The following is a 21,353-nucleotide window of genomic DNA, read 5'->3' as shown; positions in this document are numbered from 1 at the left end:
ATGACCTTGTCAGTTTCTGTTTTCAAAGGCGATAACCTCGTCGCCAGCCTGCGCTTCGCAGCCCGCACCCATCGCTTCCCAGCCACGCCGGATCACGATATGGTTCGCGTTATAGCAAAGCTCAATGCGGTGCGCTTGTGGCGCTTCGCGGCGAACAAAATGCTCAATCGACGAAGGCATGCTGACGCGCATTGTTTGCGCACGCAAGTCTTCATCGGGATGGTCGATCACGTGTACCAAGGGCACGAAATGCGCCGCGATCACCAGCGCGCGGCCAACGTTGACCGGCTCCGCTTCGTAACCCCGCTCGCGCAGCCAGCGCTGGGCATCCTCGCGCTGCGGTGTGGATGCACCCCAGGCACTGGCCATCAGCTCCAGCAGCCACTGGTTGCAGTTCTGGTAGCGCGTGCCGTAGGCATAGGCGTTGGCGCTATATTCGCCCGACAGCAGCGACAGTGGTGTTTGCGTGTCCAGCGCGGCCGCTTGCAGTGCGTCGGCCAGCACGTCCGGCAGCAGCACCATCGACAGGTGGCCTTGCGCCGGTTCTTCCGCGCCGAGCACGAAACCGGCCATGCCCTGGTCGAAAATACGCGGGCGCTTCTCGTCGCAAGCATAGTAAAGCTGGCGTACCGACCACGGACTGTTCGGATTGGCTTTCAGCGCCAGCCCGGCATGCGAATAACGCAGGCCCAGGCGCGCCAGGTCAAGACCGGCGCGCGACACCACCGCAGCGGCGGCGCCGGAGCGTTCCAGCTCTTCCTTCACCACGGCTGCAAAACGCAGCACGTGGTCCTGCGCCGCCGCCGAGACTTTCGCCGGACGGTCGCAGAACATCATCCCACCTGCCTGCGCTGCGGCATTCCAGCCGAGCGCCAGGTAAGCGGCGATCAGATGGCGTGCGAGCGCAGTTCGCGTTGCCATGCGTCGTCGAGCGCCAGGAAGAAGGCCTGACGGGTGTCGGCGTATGCGAATTCATAGCCGTATGGGCGCTCGCTTACCTGCACCAGCGCGCCGGCTGGCAGTGCGCGGTCAGCCAGGGCGGCTTTTGGCACGGTCAGGAAGAACTCGTTGCCTTGGCCTTGCAGCTTGAGGCGGGTGGCGCCCGGCTTGCCAGGAGCTTCCGCAATGTCGATCACGCGGTACTGGCCTGCGGCCACTTTCTTGTCGTCGCCGCTGGAGCTCTTGCTGGAGCCGCCGATGGAGTCGGACACACTGCCCGAAGACTCGGAGCCGGCGCTCGAAGCGGACGACGCGGAACTCCCGGCCTGGGCAGGGATGGCGATAGCTGCGGCCAGCAGGGAAAGTGCGGCGGCGCGGCGCAGGAATTGCATGGACATTACTGGATTCTCCGGTTGAAAAACTTCGCGTGGATTATACGCGCACTCTTGAACGGCGCGACCGTGCACTTGCTGCCATAATCGCCACTTTGTATTTTTAGCAATTTAATCGCGCCATGAGGAAACCTGTCTCGCCCATCGCCATCGAACTGCTCACCAAGGAGCTTGCCTACGAGGCCAAAGAGCAGCGCGAAAGCATCGTCCTGCGCCTGCACAGCGCCTTCCTGCACCTGACCGAAGCCTTGCAGCCTTTTCGCGAGCAGTGGCAAGGAAGCGGTGCCGCCGCGTACCAGGCCGCCGCCGAATGCGGCTGGAACCCGCCGCCAGCCAAATGGCTGCACGCCAAGCGCAGCGTGTTTGACGCCGGCCTGTGGAGTGGCGTTTCCGACACCATGCGCCAAGCCGCGCTGCCCGGCGACGAGACACAGTCGACAGAAGCTGACGAATGGGTGTGGTGGAAGGAGCGCCTGGGCGCACTGCCTGCCATTACCGGATTCAAACTGCTGCCGGGCGGCTTGCCCGGCGCGCCGCATGACTTCACCCATGGCGCCTTCGGTGGCGGTGCCACATTCGCCGCCAGGCTGCAAGAACACCGTGCCGCGATCTTCGGCCTGCCCGCCATGATCGCCATCGGCGACGGGCAAGGCATCGACGATTTCCTGGAGCGGGTACTGCCTGCGATCCGGCCGAAACTGGCGCGCGAAGCCAGCGCCTCGTATAACCGCCAGTTGATCGGCGAACTGCTGGCCGAGCATGACAGCATGCTGACCTGGCTGGCGTATATGGAAATGGTCTTCGAGGCCGTACCGCCGGCGTTGTATGCGCACATTGCCGGCTCCGGCGGCGTTACATTGATGCTGGAACTGCGACTGATGTTGCCGCTCGCCTTGCTCTGTGCCCGGCCGGCGATAGATCACGCCATTCATGCATTTGCCGAAAGCCTGCAATGCTTCGTGGAAGACGACGAAGACCCGGCGCCGCTCGACGCCGCAGTACAGGAGTTCGCGCGTTTGCTCATCGACTTCGCGCGCGCCGCAAAGGAAGTGCACGAGCTGGAGGAATTGCTGGCGGAAGCCCGCACCGAGGAATTGAAATTCCCCTTCCTGCCGCACTCCGAGCTTCGCACGCGTAAAACAGCGATCCGGCAGGACAAGTCCTGCCGCTGCTGCGGCAGCCTTGAGCATCGCGGACATGGCGTTCGCATGGGCACCGTGGCGTACGAATGAAAGCCGGACAATGACCGAATTTGAAAAACAGTACTACTTCCTCAAGCGCGCCAAACTTGAGTCGCTGCCCTATCCTTCCGCCTTCCATGAATCGAACGAGCGTGAATACTGGAAATCTCCATTACCGCCCGGCTCCGCACCGCTTGCGTTCCACAACGGCCAAAAACGCGATAATCGCCGGGAGGGCATTCAGTCTTTGCCGGTTCCGCCCGATGTAATGTTCGAGCACGGCAATCTCATCGTGCGCAATCACGTTCGCAACGCGCTGCTGGAACGCAAAGTGACCGGACTGTTCATGCACCCGGCGTGGTGGGTGCATGACGATAAATCCCTGTATGAGGATTATTGCTACATCGGCTTCCACGAAAAATTCGATTGCTGGGACAGGGAGCTCTCCGAGCATTCTGGCCAGGAAGAAGACGCCGACCCTACAGACACCGAACCAAGCGTCTGGTCCTACCGCCTGAATGCACGGTTACTGGAACAGACACCGTTGAACGAGCGATTGCTGTTCGTGATGGGCGGCTGCTTTGCCGGCGACCTGGTGTGCCACGAAAGTATCCTGCCGCTGTTTCATGGAGGGGAAAACAGCGGTACCCGCGCCATCCTCGTCGCAGACTACTAGACCTGATATGGTGCCTGGATAGGTTCGAACTGAATGGTGGAAAAGTCGAACAGCAGCTTTTCTCCATGCATGCCGTCCGCTTTCATGCGGCCGGCATGGAGACAGCCGTTGGACGCCCATACGACTCGGTTGCCGTCGACATCGGCCCACTCCCAGGATCCGCGATCCAACACATCGCCGTTTCTTCCGACCAGTTGATGGGTATCGTAGTAACAACCGCGGCCTTCCGTACGTGTGATAGTCGCATATGCGGTTTTGCGAAGTGTCCAGTGATCGTTGATGCGCTTCTCAAAAACGGCGTCGACTCCATCAGATGCCGCGCCGATGTGGACAGTCATCGTCCAGCCATCACGCTGTAAACGGATGTAATAGACGCCAGGACATTCGCCTCCATAATAGTCCTTCCCCGGATAAGCCGATGAGCGGCGCATGCCGGCGCCATCCCGGAGTAATTTGTGGCCGTAACCGTCATTGAGCCAATAGGCATCGCTGCCGACAAATAATCCACCGCCATGCCAGCAATCGCCCTTAGACAGTAGCGTCAGCGCCGTGAGATAAGGAGCGCGGGAAATGGCAGTCCAGGAGCCTCTCGCTTCCGTCTGCCAGCGACCGTTCATCGCGAAGTAGATCAGGTTCTTCCCGTCAGGGGAGATATCGCAGCGGCGTTCGTAGATCCGTCCTTTCAGCCATTGCCCAACGCGAAACTCGTCGGTGCTGCGATTCCAGCCGACGAATGCGGTGCAACGCGACGGGCCGCGCCGGATAACCACCGCCGTATCGGCATCCCGTGCCATCAGTACATGCAGCCTTGGCGGAATTTTTCGTTTCATACGCAATAATATGCGCCGCTCCTTACGCCATTTCAAGACCTGATATCGATGGAAGCGGCAGGCTGGTATGATTAAACTGATTTCCATAGGCCTTACACGTCTTCGATGCGCTTACTGATTCTCTCCGACCTCCATCGTGAATTCTGGAACAAGCACCAGGTTTCGTTTGACCTCGCCGCCTCGTCGCCAGACGTCGTTATTCTGGCCGGGGATATCGATACCAGCGGCGTGCGCTCCGTGCAGTGGGCCGAAGCTGCCTTCGAAGGTGTCCCAGTCATTTACATGCATGGCAACCATGAGGGTTATGGCCACAACCTCGATAGCGAGATCGAAAAGATACGTGCAGCCAGTGTCGAGACAGAGAATGTGAAGTTCCTGAACCGCGACGAGCACGTCATTGGAAACGTGCGCTTCCTGGGCGCGGCCTTATGGACCGACTTCAAGCTATTTGGAGATGACCGGCGATATTTCGCAATGACCAGGGCGGAGGAGGTCATGTCGGACTACCGCCGCATTAGACTCGCCAGCAAGGGCTACGGCAAGCTGCGCACCAGGGATACCGCCCTTTTCCATGAGCAGCACAAATCGTGGATCGCCAGTAAGCTAGCCGATTCCCATGACGGCAGGACTGTGGTCATAACCCACATGGCCCCGTCCATGCGCTCGGTTCCCGGCCAGTATGCCAACGATCTGACATCGTCCGCCTATGCCTCAAACCTCGACGACCTGGTGGCGAAGGCGGATCTCTGGGTGCACGGTCACATGCACGAGTCCTTTGACTACGAGATCGGGGCGTGCCGCGTGGTATGCAATCCGTTTGGATATATGTCGAAGAATGGAACCGGGGAGAATGAAGGCTTCAATCCGAACTGCGTCGTCGAAATTTGAAGCCTACATTCAACCAGCGCGCGGATAAGTAAACGCGATGAAATGGACCAGGTTAAGCAGGAAGTGGGCGGCGATCGCAATCTCGATGCGCCGTGTCCGCGCATACAGTAGCGCATAACCCAAGCCTGCCAAGCTGGCGAGAACACCGATCTGCCAGCCGCCAGCCAAGTGCGCAGCTCCGAACAACAGGCCTGAAACCGCGACAGCCAATGCATCGCCGTAATGCGCAAGCTGCCCCTGGATGACGCCGCGGAAGAAGGCCTCCTCCGCCACGCAGACAAACAGCAGGTTGACGACGGCAAACAGCGGCAAGAATGGCGACAGCTTGAAATCCGGATGAACGAATCCAATTGCCCAGCCAACGCCTAGTACGCCGGCCAACAGCCCTGCAAACACCAGCGCTTGCGATCTCCACGCAGCGGCAAAATCCCGCCAGGACCCGGCGCGGTGGCAGAAGAACACCAGCAGCACAAGTCCTACCACGCCCTTGTCGAAATTCGCATACAAGGTGTACGGCGCCGAACTGGCCGATAGCTGGACATCCTTCAGCAGCAAGGGATTGTCGTAGCCGGGAACGGCATGCACTGCAAGCGCAAGTGCCAGCAGCAGCGCCAATAGCGTAAGCAATACTCGGACGGCGGCTTTGCCATGGCGTGTCGCCAACCATGAGAAAGCCAGCAAGGCTGCGATACTGGCCCCGGCGACCGGGCGCAGCACGCCTGCCGCCAGGCCGGCGCTGATCGCTAGTCCGAGCAAGACCAGCCAGAGATGCCTCAGGAAAGCCGGTCGTCCATCAGCTGCAATCGCCAGGCCAGTGCTCGCAATTGAAAGACCCAGCAAGCCAAACGGCAGCCAGGCCAGAGCTGGAATCGCTTGCATGTTTCGCGTCAGGCGAACTTCGAGAAGTCAGGCTTACGCTTCTCGAAGAAGGCGGTGAACGCTTCCTTGGCTTCGGCGCCGGTCAGCATGGCGCCAAACTGGGCGCTTTCCACGTCGATGTGGGCTTTCAGCGCTTCGCGGCCTGCTTTCATCAGCCGTTTGGTCTGGCGGATCGACTCGGCCGGCAGTGCGACCAGCTTGGCCGCTTGCGCCTGGGCGTGCGCCAGCACCTGGTCGGCCGGCAGCAGCTTGGAGATCAGGCCCATGTCATAGGCTTCCTGGGCGCTGAACGGTTCGCCCAGCATCAGCTTTTCCGCTGCGCGGGCGTGGCCGCCGTTGGCCGGCAGCAGCATGCTGGAGCCGAATTCAGGGCACAGGCCCAGTGCCGCGAAAGGCACCGAGAACTTGGCGTTGTCAGCGGCGTACACCAGGTCGCAGTGCATCAGCATGGTGGTGCCGATGCCGATGGCGGCGCCGTTCACCGCTGCCACCACCGGCTTGGTGCTGTTGAACAGGGCTTTCATGAACTGGATCACAGGACGGTCGGAGAATGCCACGCCGTCGTTGGCGGTGGTGGTCATCGCGAAGTCGACCAGGTCGTTACCGGCGGTGAAGATCTCCGGCTTGCCGGTGAACAGGATGGCACGCACTTCGGTGTCCATCTCTGCGGCGTTGATGGTGTCGGCCATGGTCTGGTACATGGCGGAGGTGATCGCGTTCTTGCGGTCCAGGCGATCAAATTCGATGGTCAGGATGCCTGCGTTCTTGCTGGTCTGGATTGCCATTGTTGTTGTCTCCGTTTAAACCGGTCAACCGGTGTTCGACCCGCAGGGTCAGACACCCTCTGCGCACCGGGCTGTGGATATGAAAAAAGGCGGGCCATCTGACCCGCCTTGCTAATGCGTTATTGCGTCGTCGCGCGGATTATACGCGCTCGATGATGCCTGCCGCGCCCATGCCGGCGCCCACGCACATCGTGACCATGCCGTACTTCAGCTGGTTGCGGCGCAGTGCGTGTACTACGGTCGCGGCGCGGATCGCGCCGGTTGCGCCCAGCGGGTGGCCCAGGGCGATTGCGCCGCCCATCGGGTTCACTTTGCTGGTGTCCAGGTTCAGGTCGCGGATCACGGCCAGCGCCTGTGCGGCGAACGCTTCGTTCAGTTCGATCCAGTCCAGTTGGTCCTGGGTGATGCCGGCAGCTGCGCAGGCCGCAGGAATCGCAACCTTAGGACCGATGCCCATGATTTCCGGTGGCACGCCGCGTACGGCGAACGAGGAGAACTTGGCCAGCGGGGTCAGGTTGTGTTCTTTCAGGATCTTCTCGGACACCACGATCAGCGCGCCGGCGCCGTCGGACATCTGCGAAGAGGTCGCAGCAGTCACGGTGCCCTTGGCAGCAAACACTGGCTTCAGCTTGGCCATGCCTTCCATGGAGGCGTCGGCGCGGGCGCCTTCGTCGGTATCCACGGTACGCTTGCCAACCTTGATCTCGCCGGTGCGCAGGTCAGGAGTACGGGTGATGATTTCGACCGGGGTGGTCTCGTCCTTGAAGAAACCGGCTTGCTGGGCGGCGATCGCCTTGCGGTGCGATTCCAGGCCGAAGGCGTCCTGGTCTTCGCGGGAGATCTTCCACTGCTGCGCCACTTTTTCAGCGGTCAGGCCCATGCCGTAGGCCAGGCCCACGTTTTCGTCCTTGAAAGTGTCCATGTTGATCGATGGGTGGTGGCCCATCATCGGCACCATCGACATCGATTCCACGCCGCCGGCGATCATCACGTCGGCCTCGCCAACGCGGATGCGGTCGGCAGCCATGGCCAGGGCGGTGATGCCCGATGCGCAGTAACGGTTGATGGTCACGCCGCCCACGGTGTTCGGCAGGCCTGCCAGCACCACGGAGTTACGGGCGATGTTGAAGCCTTGTTCTGCCTCAGGGAAGGAGCAGCCGATGATCGCGTCAACGATCAGGGCCGGGTCCAGGCCAGGCACGGCAGCCATGGCGCCCTTGATGGCGGCGACCAGCAGGTCGTCCGGGCGGGTCTTGCTGAACATACCGCGCGGTGCTTTGCCGATCGGGGTGCGGGTAGCGGCGACGATGTATGCGTCTTGGAGTTGTTTGCTCATTTTTAAGCTTTCCAGTATCTGTGTTCGTTAGCGTTTGGCGGAGAGGTACCAGTCCACCTGTACTTGTGCTGCCAGCGTGCCGTGTTCGTCAAAGATGTCGACGTTGACCGGGAACGCTACTTTTCCTTCATCCTTGAGCTGGGCGCGGATTGCGGCCAGGTCGCCCGGTACCTTGCCGGAGGCGCGCGTCGCGCCCTTGGCCACTTTCTGGTACTGGATGCGCGACTCCTTGGCGACCGGGCGCATGTCCATGATCAGGTCGGCGAAGCCGCCTGCCATGGCCGCGCCGGACGCCGTTTCGGCCAGCGTGAAGATCGCACCCGCGTGCGGCGTGCCGAGGTGGTTGTGCAGCTTGCCGTCGTCCGGCATCGACACTTCGGCCGTTCCCGGGCCGATGCTGTCGATGCGGATGCCGAGCAGGCGCACGAACGGCAGCGACTCCGTCATGTGCTTCTTGATTTGCTCATAGACCATGCTTGGTTTCACTCGCAACAGGATTTTGAAGGCCAGCGACAGGATGGACATTTGCTCTTAGTTGCGTACCGGCTTACCGGTCTGCAGCATGCCCATGATGCGCTCTTGCGACTTAGGATGGTTCAGCAATTCCAGGAAGGCCTTGCGTTCCATATCCAGCAGCCACTGCTCGCTCACCACGCTGCCCTGGTCGATGTCGCCACCGGACACGATCTCGGCGATCATGTCGCCCAGCTTGTAGTCGTGCGCGGAGATGAAGCCGCCATCGCGCATATTGACCAGCTGGCCGCGGATGGTGCCCCAGCCGTAACGGCCGGTCACTGGCACTGGGCGCTGGATCGGCGCGCGGTAGCCGGAATCGGCCATCGCACGTGCCGTGGTTTTTGCCACGTGCAGCAGCTCGTAGGCGTTGAACACGATCACGTCGTCTTCCTTCAGGTAGCCCATGGCCTTCGCTTCCAGCGCGGACTTCGAAACGTTCGCGGTTGCAGCGTTGGTGAAGCCGGTCTTCAGGAATTGCAGGATGTCGTTGCCTTTGGCTTCGCGGGCAGCACGTACAGCCGCTTCTTTCAGGCCGCCGCCGCCAGGGATCAGGCCAACGCCCACTTCCACCAGGCCGATGTACGATTCCAGTGCCGCCACGCGCTTGGATGCGTGCAGCATCATTTCGCAGCCGCCGCCCAGGGCGATACCGGCAACAGCCGCCACCACTGGCACGTTGGAATACTTCATCTTCATGAAGGTGTCTTGCAGTTCCTTGATGATCGGGTCGACTGCCTTGGCGCCGCCGGCCATGAAGGCTGGCAGGGCTTCCTGCAGGTCGGCGCCGGCCGAGAAGGCGCCGCCTTCGGCTGCGTCGGTGTTCCAGATCACCAGGCCCTTGAAGTTCTTCTCAGCTTCGGCCAGGCCGCGCTGGATGCCTCCGATCACGCCTTTGCCGATCACGTGCATCTTGGTCTTCAGCGACAGGATCAGGACGTCGTCGCCGGTGTGCCACAGGCGCACGGATTCGTCTTCGTGCACGGTTACGCCGGCAGTCTTAGGATCGGCGCCGCCACCGCCCACTACCGGAGCGCGGAATTCCTGGCGCTTGTACACAGCCAGTTCGGAACGTGGAGTGTAGGACTTGCTCGCTGGCGAGAACGAGCCTTCAGCGGTATGCACGCCCTGCTCGCCCACTTTGCCTTCGAACACCCAGGCTGGCAGCGGTGCATTGCACAGCGCCTTGCCGGCTTCGATGTCTTCCTTGACCCACTGTGCAACCTGGCCCCAGCCGGCTGCTTGCCAGGTCTCGAATGGACCGACGTTCCAGCCGAAGCCCCAACGCATGGCGAAGTCGATGTCGCGTGCGTTGTCGGCGATCGATTCCAGGTGGATCGCGATATAGTGGAAAGCGTCGCGGAAGATCGCCCACAGGAACTGGCCCTGCGGGTTGGTCGATTCGCGCAGCGCCTTCATCTTCTTGACCGGATCCTTTTCTTTCAGGATGCGGGCGATGATGTCGTCAGCCTTCTTGCCGCCGGCGACGTATTCACCGGTAGCTGCGTCAAGGCGCATGATGTCCTTGCCGACCTTCTTGTAGAAGCCGGCGCCGGACTTCTGGCCCAGGGCGCCCTTGGCGACCAGGCCGGACAGCACGGCAGGAGTCTTGTACAGCGCTGCGAACGGATCGTTCGGCAGGTTGTCTTCCATGGTCTTGATCACGTGGCCCATGGTGTCCAGGCCAACCACGTCGGCGGTACGGAAGGTGCCGGACTTGGCGCGGCCCAGCTTGGCGCCGGTCAGGTCGTCGACCACGTCGACGGACAGGCCGAACTTCTCGGCTTCGTGGATGATGGCCAGGATGCCGAACACGCCAACGCGGTTAGCGATGAAGTTCGGGGTGTCCTTGGCACGCACCACGCCCTTGCCCAGCACGGAAGTCATGAAGGTTTCCAGCTGGTCCAGGATTTCCGGCTTGGTGTCGGTGGTCGGGATCAGTTCCACCAGGTGCATGTAGCGCGGTGGGTTGAAGAAGTGCACGCCGCAGAAGCGCGCTTTCAGGTCCGCGTCGAAGCCTTCGGCCAGCTTGTTGATCGACAGGCCGGAGGTGTTCGAGGCGAAGATCGCGTTCTGGGCGATGTGCGGAGCGACCTTCTTGTACAGGTCGTGCTTCCAGTCCATGCGCTCGGCGATCGCTTCGATGATCAGGTCGCAGCCGGCCAGCAGGTCCAGGTTGTCTTCATAGTTGGCGATCTGCACCAGTTCCGCGTCGGCCTTGTCGCCGAAAGGCGCTGGGGACAATTTTTTCAGGCCTTCGATGGCCTTGATGCCGATACCGTTCTTGTTGCCTTCTTTGGCAGGCAGGTCAAACAGGACCACCGGTACTTTGGCGTTGACGCAGTGGGCAGCGATCTGCGCACCCATCACGCCGGCGCCCAGTACCGCTACTTTTTTCACGTTGAAGTTGCTCATGTTTTTCCTTTAATTAGAACAGGTCAGCATCCAGGGCCATCAGGTTGGCGGCGCCGGAACGAGCCTGGCGGATCAGGGTTGCGGTTTCTGGGTACAGGCGGCCGAAGTAGAAGCGGATGGTTGCCAGCTTCGAGGTGTAGAACTTGTCGCCCGACGCTTCTTTTTCCAGGGCGATCTTCGCCATCTGTGCGAAGAAGTAGGAGTACACCAGGTGACCGGCGACGCGCAGGTAAGGTACGGCAGCAGCGCCCACTTCGTCCTGGTTCTGGAAGGCCTTCATGCCGATTTCCATGGTCAGCTTGGTCAGTTTCTCGCCCAGGTCGCCCAGCGGGGTGACGAATTCGGACATCGCTTCGTCGGTGCCGTTTTCTTCCACGAAGGCGCGTACTTTCTCGCCGAACTTGCGCAGCTTGGCGCCGTTGTCCATCAGGATCTTACGACCCAGCAGGTCCAGCGACTGCACGGTGTTGGTGCCTTCGTAAATCAGGTTGATGCGCGCGTCGCGCACGTACTGCTCCATGCCCCACTCGGAGATGTAGCCGTGGCCGCCGTACACCTGCATGGCGTCGGAGGTAGCGATCCATGCGTTGTCGGTGATGAAGGCCTTGATGATCGGGGTCAGCAGGGCCACTTCGTCGCCGGCTTCCTTGCGCACGTCGGCGTCAGGGTGGTGCAGTTCGCGGTCGATCTGCAGCGCCACGTACGAAGCGAAAGCACGCGCGCCTTCCGCGTAGGCTTTGCCGGTCAGCAGCATGCGGCGCACGTCAGGGTGCACGATGATCGGATCGGCTGGACCTTCAGGATTCTTCACGCCGGACAGCGAGCGCATTTGCAGGCGGTCTTTTGCATACACCAGCGCGTTCTGGTAAGCCACTTCGGTCAGGCCCAGGGATTGCACGCCCACGCCCAGGCGGGCGGCGTTCATGAACACGAACATCGCGTTCAGGCCCTTGTTCGGCTGGCCGATGATCCAGCCCTTGGCGCCGTCCAGGTTCATCTGGCAGGTCGAGTTGCCGTGGATGCCCATCTTCTCTTCGATCGCGCCGCAGAAGATCGGGTTGCGCTCGCCGATCGAACCGTCGGCGTTAGGGATGAACTTAGGCACCAGGAACAGGGAGATGCCCTTCGAGCCTTCCGGTGCGTCCGGCACGCGGGCCAGCACCAGGTGCAGGATGTTTTCGGCCATATCGTGTTCGCCGGCCGAGATGAAGATCTTGGCGCCGGTGATGTCCCAGGAGCCGTCGGCGTTAGGGATGGCTTTCGAGCGCAGCATGCCCAGGTCGGTGCCGCAATGTGGCTCGGTCAGGCACATGGTGCCGGTCCACTCGCCGGAAACCAGCTTAGGCAGGTACAGGCGCTTCTGTTCGTCGGTGCCGTGTTCCTTCAGGCACTCGTAGGCGCCGTGCGACAGGCCTGGATACATGGTCCATGCCTGGTTGGCGGAGTTCAGCATCTCGTAGAACGAGTTGTTCAGGACAATCGGCAGGCCCTGGCCGCCGAATTCAGGATCGCAAGCCAGCGCAGCCCAGCCGCCTTCAACGTATTGCGCGTAGGCTTCCTTGAAGCCTTTTGGCGTGGTCACGGTCTTGGCCGCGGCATCGTGGTGGCAGCCTTCGCGGTCGCCCGAGTGGTTCAGCGGGAACAGCACTTCGGAGGTGAACTTGGCGCCTTCTTCCAGCACCTGGTTGATGATGTCCGCGTCGGTTTCGGCGTGAGGAGGCAGCTCTTTCAGCTTCTCTTCCACCTTCAGCAGTTCATGCAGCACGAACTGCATATCACGGATTGGCGCGACGTATTGACCCATTTTATTCTCCAGATAGCTAAAAGGTTATGTTTGCTCGGCGGCGAATTGCAGCCTTAGGATGGTTGGTAGTTTTCGATCAGTCGATTGAAGCCCGTGCCCGCCCGGTCCACGCTGCCAGGAGTGCGCATGAAGCGCGCCTCGTGGTGCAAGGCCAGGATCAGGCCATACATTTCGTACACCAGCTGGGAAGCATCGGTATCGTTCCGCAAGTCGCCGTTGTCGATGGCCTGGCGCACGCAACGCAGCAAGGCTGCCTGCCACGCGCCGACCATGGCCAGCAGCTCTTCGCGGATCGGGCCAGGACGGTCGTCATATTCGACTGCGCCGCTGATATAGATGCAGCCCGAGGCAATTTCCACGCTCACACGTTTGATCCAGTTGGCAAACATGGCGCGCAGGCGAGGCAGGCCACGGGCCTCCTTCATCGCCGGATAAAACACTTCCTGCTCGAAACGATGGTGGTACAGCTTCAAAACTTCAATCTGCAAATCTTCTCGCGAACCAAAGTGCGCGAATACACCGGACTTACTCATGTTCATCTTATCGGCGAGCAAACCAATGGTGAGGCCTTCCAGGCCGTCACGGCTTGCCAGGTCGAGGGCCACATCCAGGATGGCCGCACGGGTCATTTCGCCTTTGCGCATGAATTTTGTTGGTGTATTTACAAGAATGCCACTCACTTTTGAACCCATCCAGAAAGAAGGAAAAACCTTATTCTCGCTCTAACAGATCGGCCGCTGGTGAAAAGTTTTGCGAACGTTCGTACTATTATCCAGCGTGTGGCGAAAGTCAAACGACACAACTAGAAGTGCACCTCTATTGTTGCGTTGCAACAAAATAAATGGGGACGTACCCCATTTATTTTGTTGTGGCGCGTTCCCAGGCGCGGCGGTCGCGCTTGGTGGGGCGGCCTTTGTTGTCGGCGAAGGGTTCGGGGAACAGCTTCTTGCGCTCGATCAGGGCGGCGCGGCGGGCCAGCGATTCTTCGCTCTCTTCATAGAGCAGGCGGGCGACCGGCGCGCCTTCGCGCTTGCCGGAGATGCCTACCACCAGCACCTCCCATTCCTCCGCGCCATTGTCTATCTGCAGGCGCTCGCCCAGCTTGGCATTGCGCGATGGCTTGATGCGTTCGCCGCTCGACAGTTTCACCTTGCCCTTGTCGATGGCGTCGATGGCCAGTTGGCGCGTCTTGAAAAAGCGCGCCGCCCACAGCCATTTGTCGATCCTTACGTCACTCATGTGTATTTTCCTACTGCAAAAATGCGCATCAGCGTGCGGTAGAAGAAGTACGCCACTTCATACCCGACCCGCCGGAAGCGCCCGACATGCTCAAAATCCTGTGGATGGATCACCACGCCGTCGGCAATCGCGTCTTCGATCTTGGCCCGCAGGGCACGCGCGAACGCGGCGTCCTTGATCACCACATTGGCTTCCTGGTTGAGGAACAGGCTCAGCCCGTCCACATTGGAGGAGCCAACCGTCGCCCAGTCATCGTCGATGACCGCGACCTTGGCATGCAGCTGCGTCTTGCGGTATTCCACCACCTTGACGCCGGCTTCCAGCAGCTTGGGGTAGAAGGAATGCGCCACCGCATCCTGCAGCCAGAATTCGCCGACGCCGATCAGCAGCACCACGTCCACCCCGCGCTGCGCCGTCGCGGCCAGGGCACGGCGGAACTTGCGCCCCGGCGCGAAGTAGGGATTGGCCAGCAGCACGCTCTTCCTGGCGCGCCCCAGCGCCTGCAGGTAGGCGCGCTGGATGGTGCGGCGGTTGCGCAGGTTGTCGCGCACCACGAAACCGGCCTGCATCGTGCTCTGGCGCGCGATCTTGTTCAGCTTGCGCACTTCGTTGAACAGGGTCAAGCGCTTGACGATGTTCATATGGCCCAGGCGGGTCCACTGCGTTTCCGCCTCGCTGTGGATGGATTCGACCAGCGGTCCGCGCACCGCCACCGCAAAATCCCAGCGCGGCGCTTCCAGCGCCTTATTGCGGTCGTAATCGGTGAACATGTCGTCGTTGATATTGATGCCGCCGACAAAGGCCACCTGCCCGTCCACCACGCAGATCTTGCGGTGGGTGCGCGTCACGCCGCGCCGGAACCAGGGGTTGAAAATGCGGTGTTCGACGCCGGCCGCCGTGACCTCGGCGTGCAGCCGGTAAGCGGGCTTGTGCCCGGTACCGAACCAGTCGGTAATCATGCGCACCGTGACGCCGCGCTGGGCGGCAGCTTTGAGCGCGGCCATCACGCGCTTGCCGGTCTCGTCCTCGGCGAAGATATAGGTCTCGAAATAGACTTCGACCCGCGCGGCCTCGATGGCCTCGACCAGTGCCGGAAAATAATCGGTACCGCAGTGGAGGAGTTTGACTTCGTTATCGGCTAGAAAATCAACGTGACGCATGTGTCAGGAAACCAGTTTCAGGTTCGCCACGATGGGCGCGTGATCCGACAGCTTGGCCCACAGCGGGCCATGCAGGACTTCCGCGGATTCTACCTTGAAGCCCCGCACATAGATGCGGTCCAACCTGAAGAAGGGCATGGCGGCCGGGAAAGTGCGGGCCGGGCGCTGGGCGGCTTTGCGCCGCGCCAATGTCCGCACCAGGTCGCCGACCGGATGGCCGTGATTGATCTCGTCGAATACTTCGCGCACGCCGAGTGCGCTTTGCAGCTTGTCCGTCAGGGTGTTGCGCCAGTCGTTGAAGTCGCCGGCGATGATCACCGGCTCGCCGTCCGGCGCCGAACTGCGCACGGCTTCGATCAGCACTTCCGCCTGCCGCACGCGGCTGCGCTCGAACAGGCCAAGGTGGATCACGTAGCAATGCACCAGCTTGCCGTCCGTCTCCACCACCGAATGCAGGATGCCGCGCGATTCGTAGGCATGGTCGGAAATATCGGTATTGGTCCAGCGCGCGATCGGGTACTTGCTGAGCAGCGCATTGCCGTGGTGACCGTGGTCGTATTGCGCATTCAAGCCATACACGGACTGGTGCGATTCGCCCGCGAAAAATTCATGCTGGGCTTTTTTCGGCCAGTGCCGATGTCCCTGGCTTTCCTCGCCGTAACGCGCCTCGATCCGGTCGTGCTGGCCCTGCACTTCCTGCAGGAAAACCAGGTCGGCATGAAAGGCTTCAATCGCATGGCGCAAGGCGTGCACCCGTGGATGGCTACGGTACGACACGCCTTTATGGATGTTGTATGTGGCAACACGAATCATCATGGAACCATTCTAACCCCAACTGCCCGGCTTGCTCACCGTCAAAAGTGCTCCGAATTGCTTTATAGTCATGCCCCATGACTGAACGACACACTACCTTCCCTTCCGCATTGGAGGCCTTTTTCCTGGTGATCTGCAGCTGGGGCGTTGAATACCTGGTGACCTGCGCAATGTACGACGCCCGCAGGCTGCTCGGCATGCACGATCCCTATAGCCTGGCCACCATCGCCAGGGTCCTGGCAAGCGGTATCACCTTTACTGCCTTGTTGCATTGGAAGAATCTGGGCTACCGGGACCTGTTTCATCCGCCCCGCCCGGCGACGGGCGCGGCGATGCTCGCCGTTGTGCCCTTGGTCCTCCTGGCCACGCCGTGCCTGTTCCTGCTCATGGGCGGGATCAGCGAATTGCTGCAAGCAGCCTTTCCGCCGGATGCCAACGCGTCGCGCCTGTGCCAGGATATGCTCTCGGCGCAGCTGCCCCAGATCATCATGGTTTGCGTGTTAGCGCCCGTCGTGGAGGAAATGCTCTTCAGGGGGATTATCCTGCGCAGCTTCCTGCTGCAATACGAGCGCAGCTATGCCATCCTGGGTTCGGCCGTGGTCTTTGGCTTCGCCCACATGAATATCTACCAGCTGGTCGGCGGCATAACGTTCGGCATCTTCGCCGGATGGCTGTACGAACGGACCCGCTCGCTGCTGCCAGGCATCGCCATGCACGCGGCGATCAATTCCGGCGTCATGCTGTTGTCCAATGCCGGCTCGGCGGCCCCGGCAACCGATGCCGCGACCCTGGCGCTGACGATATTGCCCGCCCTCCCCGCCTGTTACATGCTGCGCCGCTTCCTGGCCGCGCCGGCGCGATGAAGACGGCCCGCATCGTTTCTGCGGCGCTGCTGGCTGCCAGCGCCGCTTTGGCCAACGCGGCCAGCACTTGCCATGGCACGGTCAACCGCGGCAGCATCGAGGACAGCGTCCAACTTCCGTCCGAGGGCGCCAATTACACGGCCTACAGCGGGCTGGCCGTCGCCATGGGCCGCAACCACGTCCATAGCGAAGTATCAGCCATCATGCTGGACGCTTACGCCAGGCTTGAACGCGCCGCGCCGGACGCGCAATACGTGTACGGGGAAACAGGAAACGAGTATGGCGGCCGCTTCCGGCCCCACCGCACGCACCAGAATGGCCTGTCGGTCGATTACTTCGTGCCGGTGCGCGACCAGGATGGGCATGCGGCGCGCCTGCCGACGCCTGCCAGCCAGCGCTTCGGCTACGACATCGAATTCGACAAGGATGCGCGCTACGGCGGATACAGCATCGACTTCGTCGCGATGGCGGAACACTTGTACCAGCTGGACTTGGCGGCCCGTGCGCGCGGCCACGGCATCGCGCTGGTGATCTTCGATACCGCCTACCTGCCGCGCCTGCTTGCAACCCCGCGCGGCGCCGCGCTAAAGAAGCTGAAATTCATGACAGGCAAGCCATGGGTGCGGCATGACGAGCATTATCATGTCGACTTCGCCGTGCCCTGCACCCGCTAGGCCATGCGCAGCAGGAAAGCAATGCGCACCAGCACTTCAAAGCTCGCGACGAGGCAATAGCCAAACATCACGGTCCTCAGCAACAGCACGATCCAACCGCCGCCATACACCTTGCGCATGGCCAGCAGGATGTACAGTCCCAACGCACTGCCCAGCAGCGGTTTGACGCCGCCCCGCATGCCGCCCACGGTAAGCAGCAGGGCCAGGAAGGTGACCGTCTGAAAATGCATGGCAAACACCAGGTGTTCGCCATAGCGCCAGCCGCTGCCAAGGTGCAGGAGTTTCAGCACGGCCGCCATCAGTGGAATCAAGCACAGCACGACAGTCGGACCGAAGCGCAACCAGGCCTCCCAGAATTGGGCGCCCTGGAGCGGTTCCGGCTGCGCTGCATACTTGCCGTAATTGCCGACAAACTTATCGCTCACCCGCGCAAAAATATCGAACAACCAGCCGTCGGCTTGGTGCACCTGGCGCGCCGTCGCGGCTGTCGCAAGCACTGTAGCGCGCGCCGATACGGGTTCTACCGGTGGGACCGGCAGGCGATAGACCTCCCACTTCATCACCAGGAATGCCAGCAGCGATACCGTCAGCAGCAAACGCAAGGGGTCGACGAAATGCCCGCGCCGGCCGCCAATGAATTCAACTGTTAGCTGCCCCGGCTTGGCGATCAGCCAGCCCAGAGTACGCCACAGCTTGCCCTCGGCGGCGATGTAGTGGCCGACAAAATGGTGCAGGAATTCATGCGCGCTGGCGATATGCGCTTTGGCCTTCTGGCCGCATTCACCGCAGTAGGTGGTACTGACCTCGGCATGGCAGTTATGGCAGGATCCCGCGGCCGCCGGGCGCTGCGATTCAGCCTGGCGGCCGAAATGGAAAAACAGATTTTTCATGCGGAAGATAATAGTCATCGCATGACAGCTTAGTCAATTTACAACATCATTTTCCTCGGCGGCAGGCGCCATCTGTCGCGGCAGGATCACACGGAAGGTGGTGCCACGCCCGATCTCGCTGTCGACCTCGATGCGGCCGCCGTGCTTTTGCACGATGCTGTAAGACAGCGACAGGCCCAGGCCGGTGCCCTTGCCCACCGGCTTGGTGGTGAAGAAAGGTTCGAAGATACGGCCCAGGTTTTCCGCTGCGATGCCGCCGCCGGTATCGCTCACCGACACCGTCACCATCTCGTTTTCATAACTGGTGCGCAGCGTGATGCGGCCGCGGTTCTCGATCGCATGGGCGGCGTTGACCAGCAGGTTCATGAATACCTGGTTCAGTTGCGACGGGATGCATTCGATGTCCGGCACGCCGCCGTATTCCTTCACGACTTCGGCCTTGTATTTCAGCTCGTTCCAGACCACGTTCAACGTGCTGTCCAGGCCAGTTTCGAGGTTGGCCACCAGGATGTCGCCACCGCCCGCGTGGGAGAAGTCTTTCATGTCCTGCACGATGCGCTTGATGCGGTCCAGGCCATCCATCGATTCGGACAACAGGCTGCCCAGGTCCTCGCGCAGGTAATCGGCGTCGATCTCCTTGCGCAGGGCATTCAGCTCGCCGCGGTCGTTCTCGGGCAGATGCTCCTCGCGCGCCTCATACGCATCGAGCAGGCGCATCAAGGACTGCATATAGCGCTGCAGGCTGCTCAGGTTGGAATTGACGAAGCCTACCGGGTTGTTGATCTCGTGCGCCACGCCGGCCGCCAGCACGCCTATCGACGCCATCTTTTCCGATTGCAGCAGCTGGTTCTGCGCCTCCCCCAGCTTGCGGATCAAATCGGCCTGGCGCGTCTTCTCGTTCTCCAGCGTGAGGTTGGCCATCTGCAGCGCCAGCGTGCGTTCGTGCACGCGGCTCTCCAACTGGTCGCGCGATTCGCGCAGCGCCTCTTCGGCATGCACGCGCTCCGTGGTGTCCAGGAAGCCGTATACCCGGCCGATAATGCGCTCGCCGAGGAATTGAGCACGCGAGCGGCATTCGAATACGCGGCCGTCGTGCAGGTGCAACTGGTCCAGCGCCTCGTGCGGGGCGCTGACTTGCTGCAGCCGTTCGCGGCACAAGTCCTGTTCGACGACGTTGGCGGTCAGGAATTCAAGGATGGCGCCATCGTTGCCATTCTTGAGGAAGGCATCGGGGATATGCCACATTTCACTGAACTGGCGATTCATGCTGGCGATCTTGTTGTGCCAGTCGATCACCAGGATGCCGTTGCCGGTCGCTTCCAGCGTGGTGCGCAGCTGCGACAGGGTCTGCTCGAGCACGTCCTCCACCTTGCGCTCCTGGCGCGCATCCCGGGCCAGGATCAGGATCAGCCAGCGGTCTTCATGGCGCAGCACGCGCAGCGACTTCATGACCATGATCTGGGTGCCGTCGGCGCGCTGGTATTCGCCCTCCTGCGCGTCGATGTCCTGGAAATGGCCGCCGCGCACATCCTCCCAATAGAACACGTCCTGCAGCGAGCTCTCGATATCGGTGATCAGCATTTCAACCAGCTGGACCCCGGTGTACCCAAGCACTTGCTCGGCCACCTTGTTGGCCACGATGATGCGCAGGTCGCTGGGATCGACCAGCAGCATCATATGCGGGCTGTGGTCGAGCATTAGCTGGCGCAGTTCGGAGATCACCCGGTCGCTCCCTGTCCCGGCTTGGTGGCATCGAAGTAGTAGCTGACACGCTTGCGCGGGCTGAGGTAAGCGTAGATTTCCTTCGGCACCTGCGAGGGTTTGATGGCGCGCACGATATTCAGGTCGCTCTCTCGATCCATGTCGACCATGATGGCATCCTCGCGCGGCACACCCGGTTCGTACACCACCAGTTCCGGCTTGTTCGGCTTTTCTGTATTGATGGTGGCGACCATTCCAGTCGCACCGTTCGATAGCTGCACGATGGTGCCCGGCGGGTACACACCCAGGCAGCGGATGAACACCTGCAGCAGCTTGGGATCGAACTTGCCGCGGTTCTTGGCAAACATCAGCGACAGCGCTTCGTGCGGGGTCAGGCCAGGCGTTCCGTTGACCGGGTTGCACAGGCGGTCGTAGTAGTTGGCGATCGCCACGATGCGCGCCAGCACGCCGATCTCCTCGCCTTTCAGATGGCGCGGATAACCGCTGCCGTCATACATTTCGTGGTGGTCGCGCACGATGGCGACGGCGGCGGCGGGAAACTTGAGCTGCTGCCCCATTTCGGTACCGACCGCGCAGTGGGTCTCGTACAGGTTCTGCTCGGAGTGCGTCCACGCTTCGCTCTTGGTCAACACCTTGTCGGGGATATTGCGCACGCCAAGGTCATGGAACATGGAGCCGACGCCCATCGCGCTCGCCACTTCGCGCGGCAGCTTGATGTCGCGCGCAATCATCATCGACAACATGGTGACGTTCAGCGAGTGCAGGTAGATTTCCTCGCCGCCGGTGCGGTCGCCCATCACGTGAATGGCCAGCTCCGGCGCGCTGAGGATGGAGTCGGCGATCTTGCCGATCATCTCGCTGGCCTTCTGCAGGCTTTCCGCCGGGCGGGCAAAGAGGTTTTTTTCCATGTCCTTGATCTCGCGCGCCGTATCGACGAAGGCGTGCTCGATGCGGGCCGCATTCTCGCGCTGTTGGCGCATGCGTTCCATCATGGCGCGCTTGGCGGCCAGTTCGGGGGTTTCAGGCATCGGCGCCGACGGCTTGCCGGCCGACTCTGCGGAAACGGCGACCGGCGCATCGACCTGCAACGCGACGGGCTGTACATCGCTCAGGGCCGGGTCGATGCGGATCCTCTGCAGGCCGAGACTGCGCAACTGATGGATCTGTTCTTGCGACTTGATCTTGAAATGGCTGAACGCAAAAGGATGCTCAAACCACTTCAGGTCGAGATGGACGTATAGGCCAACCTGCAACTGCTCCAGAAGAATATCCTGAGTCTCCGGCATGGCGCGCGCCCCCAGTGTGACAGTCGATGTCCGATTATAGCCAAACGCGCGAAGAGCAATTAACGAGC

The 21,353-nt window shown here is 61.4% G+C and carries 21 protein-coding genes; 5 read left to right on the top strand and 16 right to left on the bottom strand.

Going from position 1 to position 21,353, the window contains the following annotated elements; genetic code table 11:
* Positions 1-9: 9 nt before the first annotated feature.
* A complete protein-coding gene (locus tag BM269_RS15225) occupies positions 10-921 on the bottom strand; it encodes a DUF2145 domain-containing protein (RefSeq protein ID WP_090438228.1) in 912 nt (303 codons plus the stop codon).
* The gene (locus BM269_RS15220) at positions 888-1,337 is read right to left on the bottom strand and encodes a hypothetical protein (RefSeq protein WP_090438225.1); all 450 of its coding nucleotides are present in this window, start codon (positions 1,335-1,337) and stop codon (positions 888-890) included. Before BM269_RS15220 ends, BM269_RS15225 begins: the two co-directional genes overlap by 34 nt.
* 116 nt (positions 1,338-1,453) lie before the next feature.
* On the opposite strand from BM269_RS15220, the gene BM269_RS15215 reads away from it, so the two are divergent.
* Positions 1,454-2,563, top strand: coding sequence for a hypothetical protein (locus BM269_RS15215; protein WP_090438222.1), 1,110 nt, complete (start codon positions 1,454-1,456; stop codon positions 2,561-2,563).
* 10 nt (positions 2,564-2,573) lie between these two features.
* Positions 2,574-3,188, top strand: coding sequence for a hypothetical protein (locus BM269_RS15210; RefSeq protein WP_090438220.1), 615 nt, complete (start codon positions 2,574-2,576; stop codon positions 3,186-3,188).
* Here BM269_RS15210 and BM269_RS15205 read toward each other — a convergent pair.
* Positions 3,185-4,105, bottom strand: a complete 921-nt coding sequence (locus BM269_RS15205; protein WP_139232751.1) for a hypothetical protein — start codon at positions 4,103-4,105, stop codon at positions 3,185-3,187. The two genes, BM269_RS15210 and BM269_RS15205, sit on opposite strands and share 4 nt — an antisense overlap.
* Positions 4,106-4,123: 18 nt before the next feature.
* Here BM269_RS15205 and BM269_RS15200 point away from each other — a divergent pair, with 18 nt between their 5' ends.
* Complete coding sequence (locus tag BM269_RS15200; protein WP_090438214.1) at positions 4,124-4,906, top strand: metallophosphoesterase; 783 nt, start codon at positions 4,124-4,126, stop codon at positions 4,904-4,906.
* 9 nt (positions 4,907-4,915) lie between these two features.
* On the opposite strand, the gene BM269_RS15195 is transcribed toward BM269_RS15200, so the two are convergent.
* From BM269_RS15195 to BM269_RS15150, 10 genes are all read right to left on the bottom strand, one after another.
* Positions 4,916-5,785, bottom strand: coding sequence for a CPBP family intramembrane glutamic endopeptidase (locus tag BM269_RS15195; RefSeq protein WP_090438211.1), 870 nt, complete (start codon positions 5,783-5,785; stop codon positions 4,916-4,918).
* Positions 5,786-5,793: 8 nt separating this feature from the next.
* Positions 5,794-6,570 (bottom strand): enoyl-CoA hydratase, encoded by a 777-nt coding sequence (locus BM269_RS15190; protein ID WP_090438208.1) that lies wholly within the window; start codon positions 6,568-6,570, stop codon positions 5,794-5,796.
* A gap of 139 nt (positions 6,571-6,709) precedes the next feature.
* Positions 6,710-7,906 (bottom strand): acetyl-CoA C-acyltransferase, encoded by a 1,197-nt coding sequence (locus BM269_RS15185; protein WP_055937972.1) that lies wholly within the window; start codon positions 7,904-7,906, stop codon positions 6,710-6,712.
* 27 nt (positions 7,907-7,933) lie between these two features.
* Positions 7,934-8,431: a PaaI family thioesterase gene (locus tag BM269_RS15180; RefSeq protein ID WP_229204662.1), complete on the bottom strand. Its 498-nt coding sequence runs from the start codon at positions 8,429-8,431 to the stop codon at positions 7,934-7,936.
* A gap of 6 nt (positions 8,432-8,437) precedes the next feature.
* Positions 8,438-10,834 carry a 3-hydroxyacyl-CoA dehydrogenase/enoyl-CoA hydratase family protein gene (locus BM269_RS15175; RefSeq protein ID WP_090438205.1) on the bottom strand — a complete coding sequence of 799 codons (2,397 nt, stop codon included), beginning with the start codon at positions 10,832-10,834 and terminating at the stop codon, positions 8,438-8,440.
* Positions 10,835-10,847: 13 nt separating this feature from the next.
* A complete protein-coding gene (locus BM269_RS15170) occupies positions 10,848-12,638 on the bottom strand; it encodes an acyl-CoA dehydrogenase C-terminal domain-containing protein (protein ID WP_057264532.1) in 1,791 nt (596 codons plus the stop codon).
* A gap of 53 nt (positions 12,639-12,691) precedes the next feature.
* Positions 12,692-13,282: a TetR/AcrR family transcriptional regulator gene (locus tag BM269_RS15165; protein ID WP_090438202.1), complete on the bottom strand. Its 591-nt coding sequence runs from the start codon at positions 13,280-13,282 to the stop codon at positions 12,692-12,694.
* Positions 13,283-13,496: 214 nt separating this feature from the next.
* Positions 13,497-13,877 carry an RNA-binding S4 domain-containing protein gene (locus BM269_RS15160; protein WP_090438200.1) on the bottom strand — a complete coding sequence of 127 codons (381 nt, stop codon included), beginning with the start codon at positions 13,875-13,877 and terminating at the stop codon, positions 13,497-13,499.
* Positions 13,874-15,037: a cardiolipin synthase ClsB gene (gene clsB, locus BM269_RS15155; protein WP_090438197.1), complete on the bottom strand. Its 1,164-nt coding sequence runs from the start codon at positions 15,035-15,037 to the stop codon at positions 13,874-13,876. Before clsB ends, BM269_RS15160 begins: the two co-directional genes overlap by 4 nt.
* 3 nt (positions 15,038-15,040) lie before the next feature.
* The gene (locus tag BM269_RS15150; RefSeq protein ID WP_090438194.1) at positions 15,041-15,853 is read right to left on the bottom strand and encodes an endonuclease/exonuclease/phosphatase family protein; all 813 of its coding nucleotides are present in this window, start codon (positions 15,851-15,853) and stop codon (positions 15,041-15,043) included.
* 74 nt (positions 15,854-15,927) lie between these two features.
* Between BM269_RS15150 and BM269_RS15145 the strand changes: the two genes are divergently transcribed.
* A complete protein-coding gene (locus BM269_RS15145; RefSeq protein ID WP_090438191.1) occupies positions 15,928-16,713 on the top strand; it encodes a CPBP family intramembrane glutamic endopeptidase in 786 nt (261 codons plus the stop codon).
* Entirely contained in the window at positions 16,710-17,387 is a 678-nt protein-coding gene (locus tag BM269_RS15140; protein WP_090438188.1) for a penicillin-insensitive murein endopeptidase, read from the top strand. The genes BM269_RS15145 and BM269_RS15140 overlap by 4 nt, the downstream gene beginning before the upstream one ends.
* On the opposite strand, the gene BM269_RS15135 is transcribed toward BM269_RS15140, so the two are convergent.
* Genes BM269_RS15135 through BM269_RS15125 form a run of 3 tightly spaced genes read right to left on the bottom strand, consistent with a single transcriptional unit; the run spans position 17,384 to position 21,285 of the window.
* Positions 17,384-18,277, bottom strand: a complete 894-nt coding sequence (locus tag BM269_RS15135; protein WP_170860386.1) for a DUF3667 domain-containing protein — start codon at positions 18,275-18,277, stop codon at positions 17,384-17,386. The genes BM269_RS15140 and BM269_RS15135 overlap by 4 nt on opposite strands.
* A gap of 33 nt (positions 18,278-18,310) precedes the next feature.
* The gene (locus BM269_RS15130) at positions 18,311-19,999 is read right to left on the bottom strand and encodes an ATP-binding protein (protein ID WP_307153474.1); all 1,689 of its coding nucleotides are present in this window, start codon (positions 19,997-19,999) and stop codon (positions 18,311-18,313) included.
* Positions 19,996-21,285, bottom strand: coding sequence for an HD-GYP domain-containing protein (locus tag BM269_RS15125; RefSeq protein WP_090438179.1), 1,290 nt, complete (start codon positions 21,283-21,285; stop codon positions 19,996-19,998). The genes BM269_RS15130 and BM269_RS15125 overlap by 4 nt, the downstream gene beginning before the upstream one ends.
* Positions 21,286-21,353 lie beyond the last annotated feature (68 nt).

Source organism: Duganella sp. CF458, from assembly GCF_900113115.1.
In the GTDB taxonomy this organism is placed as follows: domain Bacteria; phylum Pseudomonadota; class Gammaproteobacteria; order Burkholderiales; family Burkholderiaceae_D; genus Rugamonas.
The sequence above is the reverse complement of the archived record's forward strand: the minus strand, read 5'-3'. Positions and strand labels throughout refer to the sequence as shown.